This is a genomic window from Actinospica sp. (assembly GCF_035552695.1).
GTDB lineage: Bacteria > Actinomycetota > Actinomycetes > Streptomycetales > Catenulisporaceae > Actinospica.
Genome location: NZ_DASZKT010000023.1, coordinates 37237 through 54283, shown reverse-complemented (window position 1 = coordinate 54283; position 17047 = coordinate 37237). Strand labels below are relative to the sequence as shown.

Here is a 17047-nt window from a genome sequence, read left to right as displayed (position 1 = left end):
TGAGGGCAGTCCTTCATGGCTGAACCCTGGTTGGTGGTCGGGCTCGGTAACCCCGGGCCCGGCTACGCCGCCACCCGGCACAACGCCGGTTTCATGGTCGCGGACCTGCTCGCCGAGCGGATGGGCGGCAGGTTCAAGGCGCATAAGGCGGGCGCGGAGGTTCTCGAGGGCCGCGTCGCCGGCCTGCGCGTCGTGCTCGCCAAGCCCAGGTCCTTCATGAACCTCTCGGGCGGCCCGACCGTCGCCGCGCAGAACTTCTACAAGGTCCCGCTCGAGCAGATCATCGTCGTGCACGACGAGCTCGACATCGACTACGGCCTGCTGCGCCTCAAGCGCGGCGGCGGCGACGGCGGCCACAACGGCCTGAAGTCGATCTCGAAGTCCCTCGGCACCAAGGAGTACCTCCGGGTGCGCTTCGGCATCGGCCGACCGCCGGGCCGCCAGGACCCGGCGGACTTCGTGCTCAAGCCCTTCTCCTCGACGGAGGCGAAGGAGCTCTCGCTCAACGTGGACCGCGCGGCGGATGCCGTGGAGGCTCTGCTCACCGGCGGCCTGGAGACGGCGCAGAACAGGTACCACGCCGGGGTCTGACGTACCGCGTCCCCTGGTGGTGAGAGACTTGGCTGCGTGAGCTACGACTACGACGCACCGAAATCGGCTGCACTGTTCGACCGCGCGCAGGCGGTCACGCCCGGCGGGGTGAACTCGCCGGTACGCGCGTTCCGGGGGGTCGGCGGGACGCCGCGGTTCATGGTTTCGGGGCGAGGGGCCTACCTGGCCGACGCGGACGGGCGGGAGTACGTGGACCTCGTCTGCTCCTGGGGGCCGATGATCCTGGGGCACGCGCATCCCGCCGTCCTGGAGGCGGCCGGGGCGGCGCTCGCTCGGGGTACGTCGTTCGGGACACCGAGCGAGGGGGAGGTGACGCTGGCCGAGGAGATCGCGGCGCGGATCGCGCCGGTCGATCAGGTGCGGCTGGTGTCGTCCGGAACCGAGGCGACGATGTCGGCGATCCGGCTCGCGCGCGGTTTCACCGGGCGCGCGAAGGTGGTCAAGTTCGCGGGCTGCTACCACGGGCACGTGGATGCGCTGCTGGCGGCGGCGGGGTCGGGGGTCGCGACGCTCGCGCTTCCGGACACCCCGGGGGTGACGGGGACCCAGACGGGCGACACGATCGTGCTGCCGTACAACGATGTCGAAGCCGTGCGCGCCGCGTTCGCGGAGTACGGGGACTCGATTGCCTGCCTCATCACCGAGGCGGCCGCGGGGAACATGGGCGTCGTCCCGCCGCTGCCGGGGTTCAACGCCGCCGTGCGTGAGTTGTGCCACGCCAACGGGGCTCTCTACATCTCCGACGAGGTGATGACCGGATTCCGCTCCTCGCGCGAGGGATGGTTCGGCATCGACGGCGTGGTGCCCGACCTGATGACCTTCGGCAAGGTGATGGGCGGCGGCTTCCCGGCCGCGGCGTTCGGCGGTCGCGCGGACGTGATGGCGCAGCTCGCGCCGATCGGGCCGGTCTACCAGGCGGGCACGCTCTCCGGGAACCCGGTCGCCACGGCCGCCGGGCTGGCCACGCTGAGGAACTGCACCCCCGAGGTCTACACGCACCTCGACTCGACGGCGAAGACCGTGGCCCAGCTGGCGTCCGACGCGCTGGCCGAGGCGGGCGTGGCGCACCGCGTGCAGTTCGCCGGGACGATGTTCTCCGTCTTCTTCACCGACGCCGAGGTCAAGGACTACGCGGCGGCCAAGACGCAGGACACGCAGAAGTTCAAGGCCTTCTTCCACAGCATGCTGGCCAACGGCGTCTACCTGCCGCCGAGCGCCTTCGAGGCCTGGTTCGTCTCCGCCGCGCACGACGAGGCCGCCGTCGCCCGGATCGCCGACGCCCTGCCGATCGCCGCCCGGGCCGCCGCCAGCGCCTGAGCCGCGGCCCCGTCCCGTCAGTCCGTTGTCCCGTCCCGCCGTCCCCTCGCCCCTTTCACGAGAAGGAACCCGCATGACGCAGCAGATCGACCCCGGGATCAAGACCGTCGTCCACCTGATGCGGCACGGCGAGGTGTTCAACCCGGAGGGCATCCTGTACGGCCGGCTGCCCGACTTCCACCTGTCCGAGCTCGGCCGGAAGATGGCCGAGCGCGGCGCCGAGTACTTCGCCGAGCGCGACGTCGTGCACGTGGTCGCCTCGCCGCTGGACCGGGCGCAGGAGACCGCCACGCCGATCGCCGCCCGCCGCGATGTGGAGCTCGCCACCGACGGCCGGCTGATCGAGGCGGCGAACTTCTTCGAGGGCAAGCGGTTCAGCGTCGGCGACGGCGTGCTCCGGCGCCCGCAGGTCTGGCCCAAGCTGTACAACCCCTTCCGGCCGTCCTGGGGCGAGCCGTACAAGACCCAGGTCGCGCGGGTTCGGGCGGCGCTGGAGGCGGCCCGGGACAAGGCGCTGGGCCACGAGGCCGTGTGCGTCAGCCACCAGCTGCCGATCTGGGTCAGCCGGCTGGCCGCCGAGCACCGCCCGCTGTGGCACGACCCGCGCAAGCGCGAGTGCTCGCTCGCCTCGGTCACCTCCTTCGTCTACGTCGGCACGCAGCTCGTCGGCCTCGAGTACCACGAGCCGGCCAAGGACCTGCTGCCGTCGAAGACCACGAAGAAGTTCGTCGCCGGAGCCTGACGACCCATCACAGCGGGGGGATGGAACGGGAAGCTCAAAGCCGGTCTGGGTGGCGGCCGTGGCGGCGGTGCCCGCCGCGTCGCTCGCGGGGTGCTCCGGTGGCTCGTCGACGAATGTCGGCATGGTGGGCGCGGGCAGTACGCAGGTCGCCCTCGGGATCACCCAGATCTCGGTGGCGGATCGGCAGGCGATGCCCGCGCTGTCCGGCAGCACGCTCCAGGGCGCGTCGTACACGGCCGCCCACAAGGGCCACGTGACCGTGGTCAATATGTGGGGCGCGTGGTGCTCGAACTGCCGTGTGGAGGCAGCGTCGCTCGCGGAGACGTACGACGAGTACCGCGCGAAGGGCGTGCAGTTCCTCGGCATCGATACGCAGGACGACAACGCGGCGGCTCTCGCCTACGTGTCGCAGTTTTCCGTGCACTACCCGTCGCTGCAGGATCCGGACGAGACGCTCTCGCTCGCGATCGGCGGGATCGTGCCGGTGGACGACGTGCCCTCCACGCTGATCGTGGACAGCAGCGGCAGGGTCGCGGTGCGTGCGCTCGGATCGATCACCGAGCCCGAGTTGACGGCGGAACTCGGCTACGTGCGGTCGGGCGGCTGACCGACGATCCGTCAGACGCCCGGAACATCACGCTGCGATCACGGCCAGCTGAGCGTTCCTGAGAACTGCTGACCCGACGGCTTCGCCAGAAATCGGGCATGCGAAACTCTTCGCATGGTCGCACCGAAACTCGCCCGCCGCCGCGCGCTCGCCGTCGCGGCCGCGGGCCTCGCCGCGGCCGCGGTCCTCGCGGGCTGCGGCAGCGGTTCCGGCAGCTCGAACGGGGCGCAGACCGGCTACGTCAGCGTGACTACCGGGATCTCGCAGGTCTCCGCGGCTGACCGGCAGGCGATGCCGGCGCTGACCGGGACCACGCTGCAGGGCAAGTCGATGTCCGTGTCGTACACCGGGCATGTGACGGTGGTCAACGTCTGGGGCTCGTGGTGCACGCCGTGCCGGGAGGAGGCGCCGGACTTCTCCGAGGCCGCGCAGAAGTACGCGGCCAAGAGCGTCCAGTTCGTCGGCATCAACACGCGGGACGACAACGCCGCGGCGCTCGCCTACGACTCGCAGTTCGGCATCAAGTACCCCTCGCTGCAGGACCCGGACGAGACGCTGGTGCTCGCGCTCAAGCAGATCATCCCGGCGACCAGCGTGCCGTCCACGGTGATCGTGGACAGCAGCGGCAAGGTGGCGGTGCGCGCGCTCGGCGGTATCACCGAGCCGGAACTGCTCAAGGAGATCGACTACACCATCACCGGGAGCTGACCGTGTCGATCGGGTCCCTGATGGACAGCGGGTCGCTGCTGCTCGCGGTCCCCGTGGCCGTGGCGGCGGGCGCGATCTCCTTCGCCTCGCCCTGCGTGCTGCCGCTGGTACCCGGCTACCTGTCGTACGTCACCGGCATGTCCGCGGTGGACGCGCAGGATCGGGCCCGCTCGACGGGGTCGGCGGCCGCGACGGCGGACGAGGGCGACGCGGCCGCGGTCCGCCGCCCGCGGTTCGGGGCCAGGCACCGCACGCTGCTCGGCGCACTGCTGTTCGTGCTCGGATTCTCCACGGTCTTCGTCACCGCCGGATACGCCTTCGGGTCCTTCGGCGAGACGCTGATCGAGCACCAGCGCGGGCTCGACATCACGTTCGGGCTGCTGATGATCCTGATGGGCGTGTTCTTCGCCGGGCTGGTCCCGGACCGGTGGAGCGGCTGGATGCAGCGGGACGTGCGGGTGCACTACCGCCCGGCGATGGGCCTGATCGGCGCGCCGCTGCTCGGCCTGGTCTTCGGGCTCGGCTGGACGCCCTGCCTCGGCCCGACCCTGACGGCGGTTCAGTCGCTCGCGTTCACCCAGGGCACGGCCGGCCGCGGCGCCCTGCTGGCCGCGTTCTACTGCCTGGGCCTCGGCCTGCCGTTCCTGATCGCGGCGGTGGCCTTCGGCTGGGCGATGCGCGCGATCAGCTGGATCAAGAACCACTACGCGCTGGTGACCAGGCTCGGCGGGGCGATGATCGGCCTGGTCGGGCTGGCCCTGGTGTCCGGCCTGTGGGAGCACCTGATCACGCAGATGCAGACGTGGGTTTCCGGAACGACACTGCCCCTTTAGGCGAAGGCGCGGACGACGTACACAACGAAGGATTTGTCCAGGTGAGTGAGCAGACAGCGCAGGAGACGGTCGGTACGGCCCCGTCCGACGACGCGGTCCCGCCCGAGCCCGCGGAGCAGCAGCGCCTGACCGAGGACGCGGTCGAGGCGGCGGCGACCGAGCGTGCCGAGAAGCTGTCCACCGCGCCGAAGGCGGACGACGGGATAGCGGTCCCGTCACTCGGCGTCCTCGGCATGCTGCGCTGGACCTGGCGGCAGCTGACCTCGATGCGCATCGCGCTGGTGCTGCTGTTCCTGCTCTCGCTCGCCGCGATCCCCGGCTCGATCCTGCCGCAGCGCTCGATCGACCCGACGAAGGTGCTCACCTTCTACCAGACGCACAAGACCTGGGCGCCGATCCTGGACAGGCTCCAGCTGTTCGACGTCTTCGAGTCGGTCTGGTTCGGCGCGATCTACTGCCTGCTGTTCGTCTCGCTGATCGGCTGCATCGTGCCGCGCTCCTGGGCGCACTTCAAGGCGATGCGCGCGAACCCCCCGGCCGCGCCGCGCAACCTCAAGCGGCTGCCGGTGCACGCCTCGTTCAGCACGACCGCGGACGCCGACGAGGTGCTCGAGCTCGCGGCCCAGCGGCTCAGGCGCCGCCGGTTCAAAACCGTGCGCGGCAAGGACAGGTCCGGCGGCTGGGTCTCCTCGGAGAAGGGCTTCATGCGGGAGACCGGGAACCTGCTGTTCCACCTCTCGCTGATCGGCATCCTGGTCGGCGTCGCGCTCGGCCACTTCTTCGGCTTCAAGGGCGCCGTCCTGGTCACCGAGGGCAGCGGCTTCGCGGACACGGTCACCAGCTACGACAGCCTCACGCTCGGCCCGGGGGTGGGCGCGCAGGACCTGCCGAACTTCAGCTTCGTGCTGAACAAGTTCTCCGCCACCTACCAGACCAGCGGCGACCAGTTCGCCCAGCCGCGCACCTTCGACGCGTACGTGAACTTCAAGTCCTCGCCGCAGGCGAAGGCCAAGAAGGTGGACGTGCAGGTCAACGTGCCGCTCACCGTCAACGGGACGAACGTGTTCCTGGAGGGCCACGGCTACTCGCCGGTCGTCGAGGTCAAGGACGGTCAGGGCCACGTGCTGTTCAACGGTCCGCAGATCTTCCTCGAGCAGGACGAGTACTTCGACTCCTCCGGCGCGATCAAGGCCCCGTCCTCCATCAAGGGCGGCACCGACCTCGGCTTCCAGGGCTGGTTCCTGCCGGACGCCGTCATCCAGTCGGGTGCGATGCCCGCCTCGATCTTCCCGGCGGCGTACAACCCGATGCTCATCCTCTCCGCGTACTCCGGCGACCTGAACGTGAACGGCGGCGCGGACCAGAGCGTCTACAGCCTGGACACCACCGACATGAAGCAGTTGAACGTGAAGGCCAAGGGGGCCGGCGCCGCCGCGGGCAACGCGCTCGAACTGAAGGCCGGTCAGACCGCGACGCTGCCGAACAACCAGGGCTCGATCACGTTCGTCGGCGTGCGGCAGTGGGCCCAGTTCAACATCGCCTACGACCCGGGACAGCAGGTCGTGCTGCCCGCCGCGATCCTGGCCGTGCTCGGCCTGATCGGCTCGCTCGGCCTGCGCCGCCGCCGGATCTGGGTGCGCGTGAGCGAGCAGGCGGACGGCACCCGCCTGGTCGAGGTCGCGGGCCTGGCCCGCACCGAGGGCGCCACGCCCACCGCCGAAGTCACCCAAACCGCGCAAGCCCTCGCCGCGGCCGCGCGGCAGCCCGTTTCCGATGGAGCCTCCGCGTGAGCATCAACCAGAATTTCGCGCACTACAGCAACCTGTTCATCGCCCTCGCGCTGGTCGCGTACGCCGCGGCGTTCTTCGCGTACTGCGGCGAGTGGGCCTTCGGCACGAACTCGCGCTTCGGCAGGAGTGTCGCGGCGCTGGGCGCCGAGGACAAAGCCGAGGCCGCGGAGACGGCGAAGGTCGGCCGGCAGGCCGCGGCCCCGGCGGTCGAGGCGGTGAACGCGAGCGACGGCGGCAACGGCGTGACGGTGCTCACCCGCTCGGTCGCCGAGGAGGAGGAGCCGACCATCGCCGGCGGCAACCTGCGCGCCGAGATCCTCGGCCGCTTCGCCGTGATGGCCACGTTCATCGGCTTCGCGTTCCACGCCTCCGGGGTGCTCTGCCGCGGTCTCGCCGCGCACCGCGTGCCGTGGGCGAACATGTACGAGTTCTCCTGTGCCGCCTCGCTCGCGATGAGCTTCGCGTACCTGACGCTGGTCGTGCTGCGCAAGAAGGTGCGCTGGATGGGCCTGCCGGTCACCGGGATCGTGCTGCTGACCCTCGGCATCGCCTACACGCTGCTGTACACCGACGCCGAGGAACTCGTCCCGGCGCTGCACTCGTACTGGCTCTACATCCACGTCACCGCGGCCGTGATCAGCACCGGCGCCTTCGGCGTGGCGACCGTGGCCACGATCCTCTACCTGCTCAAGTCCGCCAACGAGGAGGGTTCGCTCCGGCGGTTGAACAACACCTTCGACCGGCTGCCCTCGTCCGTCGCGCTGGACCGCACCGCGTACCGGGTGATCGCGTTCATCTTCCCGCTGTGGACGTTCGCGATCATGGCCGGCGCGATCTGGGCGGAGAAGGCCTGGGGCCGCTACTGGGGCTGGGACCCGAAGGAGACCTGGTCCTTCATCGTGTGGGTGTTCTACGCCGCCTACCTGCACGCGCGGGCCACGCACGGTTGGAAGGGCAAGGCCGCCGCCTACATCGCGCTGATCGCGTTCGCCTGCGTGCTGTTCAACTACTTCGGTGTTAACACCTTGCTCACGGGCAAGCACTCATACGCTGGACTGTAACAGCCGGGCGACAGATAACTGAACGGGCAACCAACAGTCCGGGGCGGTCGTCCTTCCTCTAGACAACTGTGTCTGGGAAGGGCGAGCGCCACCATGAGCTACGACGACGACCACTACGAACCGCAGCCTCCGCGCCGCGGTCACGGTGGCGGCCGTCCGGAGCAGGGCGGCGTCCCGTACTACCAGGACCCGTACCGGCCGCCGGCCTTCGACGAGCGCGCCGCCGACCCGTGGAGCCCGGGAGCCCCCGCCCCCGGCCCGATGCGGACGGCCGCCGCCGGCAGCGCGCTGGCCGCCGAGCCCGAGCTGCCCGGGAACGTCAACGGCGATCTCGACCTCGACGAGCTGGATCCGAAGGGCCGAATAGCGCGGTCGAACGCGAAGCGTCGGGGCAAGGCCGCGCCCGGCCGCAAGAAGAAGGCGCTGAAGTACACCGCGTTCGGCACCGCCGGCCTGCTGGCCGTGGTCGCCGGCGTCGGCGCGTACGTCATCGCCCACCTCGACGGCAACATCAAGCACACGACCCTGCTGCCCACCGGCGTCACCCAGCAGGCCGAGATACCCGACAAGTTCGGCAACACGGCGATGAACGTCCTGCTCATAGGGACGGACGCGCGCGTCTCCGCGGCCGACTGCAAGCTCGGCGGCGACTGCTCGGCCAGCGGCAGCGGCAACTCCGACGTGCTGATGGTCATCCACCTCGCGGCGGACCGCACCAACTCGACGATCATGTCCATACCCCGGGACACCGAAACGACGATCCCGAGCTGCGGCGGCAACTCGTCGTACTACGGCATGATCAACTCCTCGCTGGCCTACGGCGCGTCCTGCACCGTCGCCACCGTGCACCAGCTGACCGGCCTGACCATCGACCATTACGTCGAGGTGGACTTCTCCGGGGTGGTCACGATGTCGAACGCGCTCGGCGGCGTGCCGGTCTGCGTGAGCAACAACATGTACGACAAGGACTCCGGCCTGCGGCTGAACGCCGGGACCACGGTCATCAAGGGGCAGCAGGCGCTCGAGTTCGTCCGGACGCGGCACGGCTTCTACGACGGCTCCGACCTCGGCCGCGAGAAGGCGCAGCACATCTTCCTTTCGAACATGATCAGGCAGCTGCGTTCACAGGCCTCGTTCACCGACATCGGCAACCTCTACACGATCGCCGACGCGGCCACGAAGTCCGTCCAGGTGGACGACGGCCTGGCGGGCGTGACGAACCTGATCAGCCTGTTCGACACGATGAACAAGGTGCCGACGAACCGGGTCACCTTCGTGACCATGCCCTGGGAGCTCGACCCGAACAACACCAACCGGGTGATTCCGAACTCCTCCGAAGCCGCGCAGATGTTCGCGAACATCAAGAACGACGTGCCCTACTCCTCGGCCTCCGCCAGCACCTCGTCGAGTTCGATGAAGAGCGAGTCGGACAGCGCGACGAGCGCGGCCGCCGCCGAGGCCGCCGCGTCCCCGGCCGCGGCGGACGCGACCTCCAGCGTGATCACCTCGCAGGTGCACGCGCAGGTCCTCAACGGCACCGGCGTCTCCGGTCGCGCCTCGACGGTCGCGCAGGGCCTGGTGTCCGGCGGCTTCAGCTCGTCGAACATCTCCACCGGCAACGCGAGCACGACCTCGAAGACGGTCGTCTACTACCCCTCGGACCGCGCGCAGTCGGCCGCGGCGGTGGCGGGCGCGCTGGGCATCCCGAGCTCGCAGGTCCAGGAGTCCTCGAACTACTCCGAGGTGACGGTCGTCATCGGCACCGACTGGGCCGGCGGCGCGACGTACTCCTCGGCGGGCTCGTCCTCGTCGGCGAGCCCGAGCACCTCGGCGAGCGCCGCGGCCTCCGCCCCCACTTCGTCCTCGCAGCTGAACGCGGCGACGACCGGGCAGTGCGTGCAGGTGGCGTCGGGCGACATCGTGAACTAGACGCCGGCGAACCAGATCGGCGGGCGTCGATAGCATCGGGGCTATGGCCGACTCACGCCCGCAGGTCCTGCTCAGTTTCGCCGCGTCGCTCGACGGTTGTCTGGACGACGCCTCGCCCAACCGACTGCTGCTCTCGAACGCCGCCGACTTCGACCGCGTGGACGCGACGCGCGCCGAATGCGACGCGATCCTCGTCGGTGCGGGCACGGTCCGCGCGGACAACCCGCGGCTGCTGGTGCGTTCGGCCGAACGCAGGGACGAGCGCGTCAGCCTCGGTCTCACGCCGAGTCCGCTGCGCGTCGTGCTCGGCGGCTCGCGCGGCATCGACCCGACCGCCGCGGTGCTGACCGAACCCGGCGCCGAGACCGTGGTGTACGAGGGCCGCCGCGCCCTGCCGGGCGTGCTCGCGGACCTCTCCGAGCGCGGCGTGCGCAGGCTGATGGTCGAGGGCGGCTCGGCGGTCCTGACGGAGTTTCTGGCGGCGGACCTGGTTGATGAGATCCAGCTGGCCTACGCGCCCTTCCTCATCGGCGACGCCGCCGCGCCGCGCGCCTTCGGGCTGCCGGGCGCGGCGAGCTTCCCGCAGTCCCCGCAGCGCCGGATGCTGCTGGCCGAATCCCGCTCGCTGGGTGACGTGCTCTATGCGCGGTACCTCGTTCGGCGGAGTGATTCCGACGAGGAGCTGCTGCGGCTGACGATCGAGCTCTCGCGTTCCTGCCCGCCGGTGCTCAACGCGTACGCGGTCGGCGCGATCATCGTCGCCGAGGACGGCACGATCCTGAGCACCGGCTACTCGCGCGAGCCGCTGTACGGACTCGGCGATCCGGCCAAGAACCACGCCGAGGAGGTCGCGATCGCGAAGCTCGACGCGGCCGATCCCCGGCTGCGCACCGCGACGCTCTACACCTCGCTCGAGCCCTGCTCGCCGCGCGCCTCACGCCCGCTGAGCTGCACGGATCACATCCTCGCGGCCGGGATCCCGCGGGTCGTGCTGGCCTACCGGGAGCCCGCGCTGCTCGCCGTGTGCGACGGCGCGGAGCGGCTGCGGACGGCCGGGGTCGAGGTGGTCGAGCTTCCGGAGTTCGCCCCGGCCGTGCGCGAGGTCAACCGCAAGGTGCTGGCTCAGGGCTGACCGGATCAAAAATACGACAAATCACCCGTTCGGCAGGGTTCGGACACGTCGCAGAGGGCTACTAACTACAGAAAGAGCGCGCCGATCTGTGGGGAGTCGCCAGTGTCCGCATTTCGTCGTTCCATGCCCCTGATAGCCGTGACCTCCGCACTCGCCGCCGTCGCGGTGACCGCGGCCCTGACGCCGCACGGCTTGGCGTCGTCGAACGATGCGATCGCCGCCGCGAGCCGGACCGCCGCGGAGGCCCGGCCTCTGCTGTCCGCTCAGATCTCCGCTGAAAAGGTCTCAGTCTCGGCGTTGGCCGCGGCCGCCTCCGAGGCTGCGGAGGCGAGGGCGGCCGCAGTGGCCGAAGCCGCCGCGTACCGGAACTCCGTGCCCGGCGAGACGGCCGCGCTGCGGGCCAGAGGCGTCCCCTGCGACGTGCACGCCGTGGCCTGCGTCTCGCTGTCGAGGCAGGAGGCCTGGCTGATGCACGACGGAAGGGTCGTGTACGGCCCGGTCCGCGTCGCGACCGGCCGCGCCGGCCTGCCGACCCCGACGGGCAACTTCCGCGTGTTCTACAAGGTCGTCGACGGCTGGTCCAACACGTACGACGCGCCCATGCCGTACAGCATCTACTTCTACGAGGGCGACGCGTTCCACGAGGACCCGGTGACCGTACGCTCGCACGGCTGCATACACCTGTCCTTGACGAACGCCGAGTACTTCTACCGTTTCCTGCACTACGGCGACCTGGTCGAGGTACGCGACTAGCCGGTACCCGATACTGGTTGGCATGGCCTACGACGATCTGCGGTCCTTCCTGAAAGCCCTCGAGAAGGAGGGCGAGTTGCGCCGCGTGCGCGCCGAGGTGGACCCGTACCTCGAGGTCGGGGAGATCACCGACCGCGTGCAGAAGAGCCGGGTGAACGGCGTCCCCGGCCCCGCGCTGCTGTTCGAGAACGTCAAGGGCTCCAAGCTGCCGCTGGCCATGAACGTCTTCGGCAGCGAGCGACGGCTGTGCATGGCGCTCGGCCTGGACAGCCTGGACGAGATCGGCGAGCGGATCGCCGGGCTGCTCAAGCCCGAACTGCCGCACGGCCTGTCCGGCTTCAAGGACGCGCTCGGCAAGGCCGCACAGCTGCGCACCGTGCCGCCGAAGCGGGTGAAGGACGCGCCGTGTCAGGAGGTCGTGCTCACCGGCGACGCCGTGGACCTGAACCTGCTTCCCGCGCTGCACACGTGGCCGCGGGACGGCGGCGCGTTCTTCAACCTGGGCCTGACGCACACGAAGCACCCCGAGACCGGCCAGCGCAACCTGGGCCTCTACCGGCTGCAGCGGCACGACGAACGCACCGTCGGCATGCACTGGCAGATCCACAAGGACTCGACGAACCACTACGCCGTCGCGCAACGCCGCGGCGAGCGGCTGCCGGTCGCGATCGCCTTCGGCTGCCCGCCGGTCGTCAGCTACGCGGCCACCGCGCCGCTGCCCGCCGACATCGACGAGTACCTGTTCGCCGGGTTCATCCAGCGTGAGCGGGTCGAGCTGGTGGACTGCAAGTCCGTGCCCCTGCAGGTCCCGGCGAACTGCGAGGTCGTCCTCGAGGGCTGGCTCGAACCGGGGGTCACCCGCCCCGAGGGCCCGTTCGGCGACCACACCGGCTTCTACACACCGGTCGAGCCCTTCCCCGCGCTGACCGTGGAGACGATGACGCTGCGCAGGGACGCGAGGTTCCAGTCCATCGTCGTCGGCCGCCCGCCGACCGAGGACGGCCCGCTCGGCAAGGCCACCGAGCGCTTCTTCCTGCCGCTGCTCAAGATGATCATCCCGGACATCGTGGACTACGACCTGCCGGAGACCGGCGGCTTCCACAACTGCGCGATCGTCTCCATCGACAAGCGCTTCCCCAAGCACGCGCAGAAGGTCATGCACGCGATCTGGGGCGCCGGCCTGATGTCGCTCACCAAACTCGTCGTGGTGGTGGACGCGGACTGCGACGTGCACGACTACGCCGAGGTCTCCTGGCGCGCGTTCGGCAATGTGGACTACGGGCGCGATCTAATGCTCACCGAGGGCGCCGTCGACCACCTGGACCACGCTTCGTACCAGCAGTTCTGGGGTGGCAAGGTGGGCATCGACGCGACCCGCAAGCTGCCCGAGGAGGGCTACACCCGCAACGGCGGCTGGCCGGAGATGATCGTCTCCGACCCGGCCACGGCGGCGAAGGTCGACCGACGTTGGAAGGAGTACGGCCTGTGACGACTTTGGAAGCCGCGGCGCCCATGCCCGCGCAGGGGCTCGGCGGCAAGGCGAAGGCCTTCAAGAACCTGGTCCTCCTGGAGCATTCGGTCTTCGCGCTGCCCTTCGCCTACATCGCGGCGCTCACGGCGATGTTCACGGTCTCGAAGTCGGTGCACTGGCTCCAGTTGCTGCTCGTGACGATAGCGATGGTCGGCGCACGCAGCTTCGCGATGGCCGTCAACCGCATCATCGACCGCGAATTCGACGCAAGGAACCCGCGCACCGCGAAGCGCGAGCTCGTCACCGGCGTGCTGTCCGTGAAGACGGCCTGGATCGGCGCCGTCATCGCGCTCGCCGTCTTCCTCGGCGCCGCGGCCGAGCTGAACTGGCTGGTCTTCTGGCTCGCCCCCGTCGCCGCCGTCCCGCTGGTCGTCTACCCCTACGGCAAGCGCTTCACGAACGTCCCGCACGCCCTGCTGGCGCTCGCCCAGGCCATCGGCCCCATCGGCGCCTGGATGGCCGTCACCGGCACGTGGAGCTGGGACGCCGTGGTGCTGGGCGTGGCGGTGGGCATCTGGATCGGCGGCTTCGACCTGATCTTCGCCCTGCAGGACATCGAGACCGACCGCGACCAGGGCCTCGGCTCCGTCCCCGCCCGCTGGGGCGTCGCCGTCGCCCTGAACGGCGCCCGCGCCTCGCACGCCGTCACCACCGCCCTGTTCGTCCTCTTCGGGCTCCTCACCCACGCCGGCGTCTTCTGGTGGCTCGGCATCGCCGTCGTCGCCGGCGCGTTCATCTACGAGCACTCACTGCTCAGCCCGAACAACCTCTCCCGCCTCAACCGCGCGTTCTTCACCGTGAACGGCTTCGTCGGCATCACACTGTTCTGCTTCGCCCTCGTCGACCTCCTCATCCGCGGCCTGGCCGGCTGAAACCGGCGTCCGCCCGGCGCCGAGTTGGCCCGGGCGTCTTTCGCCGTGCACCCTGGAGGCATGAGCAGCGAACAGCGCAGGCCTTGGGTGGTCGGGATCTCGGGGGCTTCGGGGACGCCGTACGCGGTGGCGGCGATCGGGGCGCTGCTGGACGGCGGGGAGGACGTCGACCTGGTGGTGAGCCGGGCGGCACGGCTGACGATTCTGGATGAGACGGGGATCTCGTTCCGGGACTCGCACTGGCGGGACGACTTGGCGGCGCTGCTGGGGTGGAAGGAGTCCGACTCGCGGCTGGACGCCGTGCGGTACTGGACGGCCGGGGACTTCGCGGCGGGGCCCTCGTCGGGGAGCTATCCGGTGCGGGGGATGCTGGTGGTTCCGGCCACGGCGGCGGCGGTGGCGGGGATCAGCATCGGGCTTTCGAAGGACCTGCTGCAGCGGGCCGCGTCGGTGAACCTGAAGGAGCGCCGGCCGCTGGTGCTGGTGGTGCGGGAGACGCCGCTCAGTTCGAGCACGCTGGAGCAGTTGCTGACGCTCAGTCGGGAGGGGGCGGTGATCCTGCCAGCCTCGCCGGGGTTCTACGCGGGCGGGCAGAGCGTGCAGCGGCTGGTGGACTTCGTGGCGGGGAAGGCGTTGGACGCGCTCGGGGTGTCGCACGCGCTGCTGCGGCGCTGGGACGGGAGGCTGGGGGAGCGACGGGAGTAACCGAGTGGGATCGTGCAGTCGTTTGCAGGTATTGTCCGGGCCTGGGAAGAGGGCAGTAACCTTTTCGGCGCGAGGGGGTGGGCCCCCGGGCACAAGGAAGGCGGAAGCACAGTGGATGCGGTCGACCGCACGCTGGTGGAGGCACTGCGTGCCAACGGTCGGGCCACGTACGCGGAGCTCGCGCGGCTGGTGGGGCTGTCCGGGCCGAGTGTGACCGACCGGATCAACCGGCTCGAGCAGGCCGGGGTGATCACCGGGTACCGGGCGGCGGTGGATCCGAGCACGCTCGGGCTCGGCGTTACCGCGCTGATCGGCGTGCTGCTGTCCGACGCGGCCGACCTGGACGACGTGGCGCGCCGGCTGAAGGACGTGCCGGAGATCGAGGACTGCTGGTTCGTCGCGGGCGAGGAGTCCTTCGTGCTCAAGGTGCGGGTGGGGGACCCGGTCGGGCTCGAGAAGATCATCGGCAAGCTGGGGCGGATCCGCGGGGTGGCGCGCACCAGGACGACGATCGCGCTGTCGACCAAGTGGGAGGCCCGGCAGATCCCGATCCCGGCGGAGGACTGATCCCGGGGTTCGGCGTACGCTGGTTCGGTCATCTCAACCGCGTAGCTGGAAAGAGGAGCGGGCCGTGGACGTCGGACTCAAGCGGGAACTCGAAGCCAAGGTGGTCGGGGGCGAGCGGCTGTCCCGCGAGGACGGCGTGGCCCTGTACGCCTGCGACGACCTGGCCTGGCTCGGCTCGCTGGCCCACCACGTGCGCACCCGGAAGAACGGCGACAAGGTCTTCTTCAACGTCAACCGGCACCTGAACATGACGAACGTGTGTTCAGCTTCCTGCGCCTACTGCTCTTTTCAGCGCAAGCCGGGGGAGAAGGACGCCTACACGATGCGCATCGAGGAGGCCGTGCGGCTGGCCAAGGCCATGGAGCCGGACGGCATCACCGAGCTGCACATCGTCAACGGGCTGCACCCGACGCTGCCGTGGCGGTACTACCCGAAGTCCATCAGCGAGCTGAAGGCCGTGCTGCCCGGAGTCTCGATCAAGGCGTTCACCGCCACCGAGATCCACTGGTTCGAGAAGATCTCCGGGCTGAGCGCGGACGAGATCCTGGACGAGCTGATCGACGCGGGGCTCGAGTCGCTCACCGGCGGCGGCGCGGAGATCTTCGACTGGGAGATCCGGCAGCAGATCGTGGACCACGCGACGCACTGGGAGGACTGGTCGCGCATCCACCGGCTCGCGCACAGCAAGGGGCTGCGTACGCCCTCGACGATGCTCTACGGGCACATCGAGGAGCCGCGGCATCGCGTCGACCACGTGCTGCGGCTGCGCGAACTGCAGGACGAGACCAACGGCTTCGCGGTCTTCATCCCGCTGCGCTTCCAGCACGACTTCCACGACTCGAAGGACGGCAAGCAGCGCAACCGGCTGATGAACCAGCCGATGGCCACCGGGGCCGAGGCGCTCAAGACCTTCGCCGTGTCCCGGCTGCTGCTGGACAACTTCGACCACGTGAAGTGCTTCTGGGTGATGCACGGTCTCGGGACCGCCGGGCTGTCGCTGAACTACGGCGTGGACGACCTGGACGGCTCGGTCGTCGAGTACAAGATCACGCACGACGCGGACGAGTTCGGCACGCCGAACAAGATGACCAGGGACAGCCTGCTCGACCTGATCAGGGAGGCCGGCTTCACGCCGGTCGAGCGCAACACGCGCTACGAGGTGGTGCGCGAGTTCCCGGGGCCGGACCTGGGGCGGCGGGAGGCGCCGCAGTCGATGGTCTTCGCCGAATAGCGTATGGCTATGCGTAGCCGCGGGGTCGCGCAGTGTTCCACGTGAAACAACATGCATGGCACGGCAGTTTTATGCGAGAATGATGCGCATGACGCTGCGATTCGAGGTTGACCCGGAGCTGTCCGAGCAGCTCCGGGCCGAGATTGTCGCCTGCTGGACTGATGTCTCCAACGCGGGCGGGGCGGTGGGCTTCGTGCCCCCGGTCTCCATGGACGATGTGCTGCCGAAGGCCGAGGCGCAGTTCGCCGGGGTCCTTTCCGGCCGCGACCGGCTGGTCGTGGCGCGCACCGTGGGCGGCGAGCAGCCCGGCCGCGTCGCCGCGCTCGCCTTCCTGGTGTCGAACGACTTCGCCTTCACCGCGCACTGGCAGACCGTCAAGCGGGTCATGGTGCACCCCGACTTCCAGGGCGACGGCTACGGCTTCAGGCTGATGGCCGAGTTGGCCGCCGTGGCGCGGCAGGCCGGGTCCGAGCAGCTGCACCTCGACGTGCGCGGCGGCGGTGGGACCGAGCTGTTCTACAAGAAGTGCGGCTACGCCGAATACGGCCGGATGCGACAGGGCATCAAACTGCCCGACCGGACGGCGGACTGCGGCGGCGCTACGCCGTACCGGGACCTCATCCTCATGTCCCTGGAGCTGTGAGGTACCGTGAATCC

17 protein-coding genes are annotated in these 17047 nt (G+C 69.8%); all 17 read left to right on the top strand.

Going from position 1 to position 17047, the window contains the following annotated elements; genetic code table 11:
- The first annotated feature begins 15 nt into the window (after window positions 1-15).
- Entirely contained in the window at window positions 16-591 is a 576-nt protein-coding gene (gene pth, locus VG296_RS03855) for an aminoacyl-tRNA hydrolase (protein ID WP_325563110.1), read from the top strand.
- Window positions 592-627: 36 nt separating this feature from the next.
- Window positions 628-1929, top strand: a complete 1302-nt coding sequence (gene hemL, locus VG296_RS03850) for a glutamate-1-semialdehyde 2,1-aminomutase (RefSeq protein WP_325563108.1) — start codon at window positions 628-630, stop codon at window positions 1927-1929.
- Window positions 1930-2002: 73 nt separating this feature from the next.
- The gene (locus tag VG296_RS03845; protein WP_325563106.1) at window positions 2003-2671 is read left to right on the top strand and encodes a histidine phosphatase family protein; all 669 of its coding nucleotides are present in this window, start codon (window positions 2003-2005) and stop codon (window positions 2669-2671) included.
- Window positions 2672-2729: 58 nt separating this feature from the next.
- Window positions 2730-3278 (top strand): TlpA disulfide reductase family protein, encoded by a 549-nt coding sequence (locus VG296_RS03840; protein ID WP_325563104.1) that lies wholly within the window; start codon window positions 2730-2732, stop codon window positions 3276-3278.
- A 114-nt stretch (window positions 3279-3392) separates the two neighbouring features.
- On the top strand, window positions 3393-3986 hold the full coding sequence (locus VG296_RS03835) for a TlpA disulfide reductase family protein (RefSeq protein ID WP_325563102.1): 594 nt from the start codon (window positions 3393-3395) through the stop codon (window positions 3984-3986).
- A gap of 2 nt (window positions 3987-3988) precedes the next feature.
- A complete protein-coding gene (locus tag VG296_RS03830) occupies window positions 3989-4819 on the top strand; it encodes a cytochrome c biogenesis CcdA family protein (protein ID WP_325563100.1) in 831 nt (276 codons plus the stop codon).
- Window positions 4820-4860: 41 nt separating this feature from the next.
- Window positions 4861-6609, top strand: coding sequence for a cytochrome c biogenesis protein ResB (gene resB, locus VG296_RS03825; protein WP_325563097.1), 1749 nt, complete (start codon window positions 4861-4863; stop codon window positions 6607-6609).
- Window positions 6606-7670, top strand: coding sequence for a c-type cytochrome biogenesis protein CcsB (gene ccsB, locus VG296_RS03820; RefSeq protein WP_325563095.1), 1065 nt, complete (start codon window positions 6606-6608; stop codon window positions 7668-7670). The genes resB and ccsB overlap by 4 nt, the downstream gene beginning before the upstream one ends.
- Window positions 7671-7763: 93 nt before the next feature.
- Window positions 7764-9599 carry an LCP family protein gene (locus tag VG296_RS03815; RefSeq protein WP_325563093.1) on the top strand — a complete coding sequence of 612 codons (1836 nt, stop codon included), beginning with the start codon at window positions 7764-7766 and terminating at the stop codon, window positions 9597-9599.
- A 43-nt stretch (window positions 9600-9642) separates the two neighbouring features.
- Window positions 9643-10731: a dihydrofolate reductase family protein gene (locus VG296_RS03810; RefSeq protein WP_325563091.1), complete on the top strand. Its 1089-nt coding sequence runs from the start codon at window positions 9643-9645 to the stop codon at window positions 10729-10731.
- A 123-nt stretch (window positions 10732-10854) separates the two neighbouring features.
- Window positions 10855-11484 (top strand): L,D-transpeptidase, encoded by a 630-nt coding sequence (locus VG296_RS03805; RefSeq protein ID WP_325563089.1) that lies wholly within the window; start codon window positions 10855-10857, stop codon window positions 11482-11484.
- Between the two features lie 22 nt (window positions 11485-11506).
- Entirely contained in the window at window positions 11507-12973 is a 1467-nt protein-coding gene (locus tag VG296_RS03800; RefSeq protein WP_325563087.1) for a menaquinone biosynthesis decarboxylase, read from the top strand.
- Window positions 12970-13887 (top strand): menaquinone biosynthesis prenyltransferase MqnP, encoded by a 918-nt coding sequence (gene mqnP / locus VG296_RS03795; protein ID WP_325563085.1) that lies wholly within the window; start codon window positions 12970-12972, stop codon window positions 13885-13887. Before VG296_RS03800 ends, mqnP begins: the two co-directional genes overlap by 4 nt.
- Before the next feature lie 60 nt (window positions 13888-13947).
- Window positions 13948-14592 (top strand): UbiX family flavin prenyltransferase, encoded by a 645-nt coding sequence (locus tag VG296_RS03790; protein WP_325563083.1) that lies wholly within the window; start codon window positions 13948-13950, stop codon window positions 14590-14592.
- Between the two features lie 111 nt (window positions 14593-14703).
- Window positions 14704-15159, top strand: coding sequence for an Lrp/AsnC family transcriptional regulator (locus VG296_RS03785; RefSeq protein ID WP_325563081.1), 456 nt, complete (start codon window positions 14704-14706; stop codon window positions 15157-15159).
- Window positions 15160-15223: 64 nt separating this feature from the next.
- Entirely contained in the window at window positions 15224-16390 is a 1167-nt protein-coding gene (mqnE, locus tag VG296_RS03780) for an aminofutalosine synthase MqnE (RefSeq protein WP_325563079.1), read from the top strand.
- An 88-nt stretch (window positions 16391-16478) separates the two neighbouring features.
- Window positions 16479-17033 (top strand): GNAT family N-acetyltransferase, encoded by a 555-nt coding sequence (locus VG296_RS03775; protein ID WP_325563077.1) that lies wholly within the window; start codon window positions 16479-16481, stop codon window positions 17031-17033.
- Window positions 17034-17047: the final 14 nt, after the last annotated feature.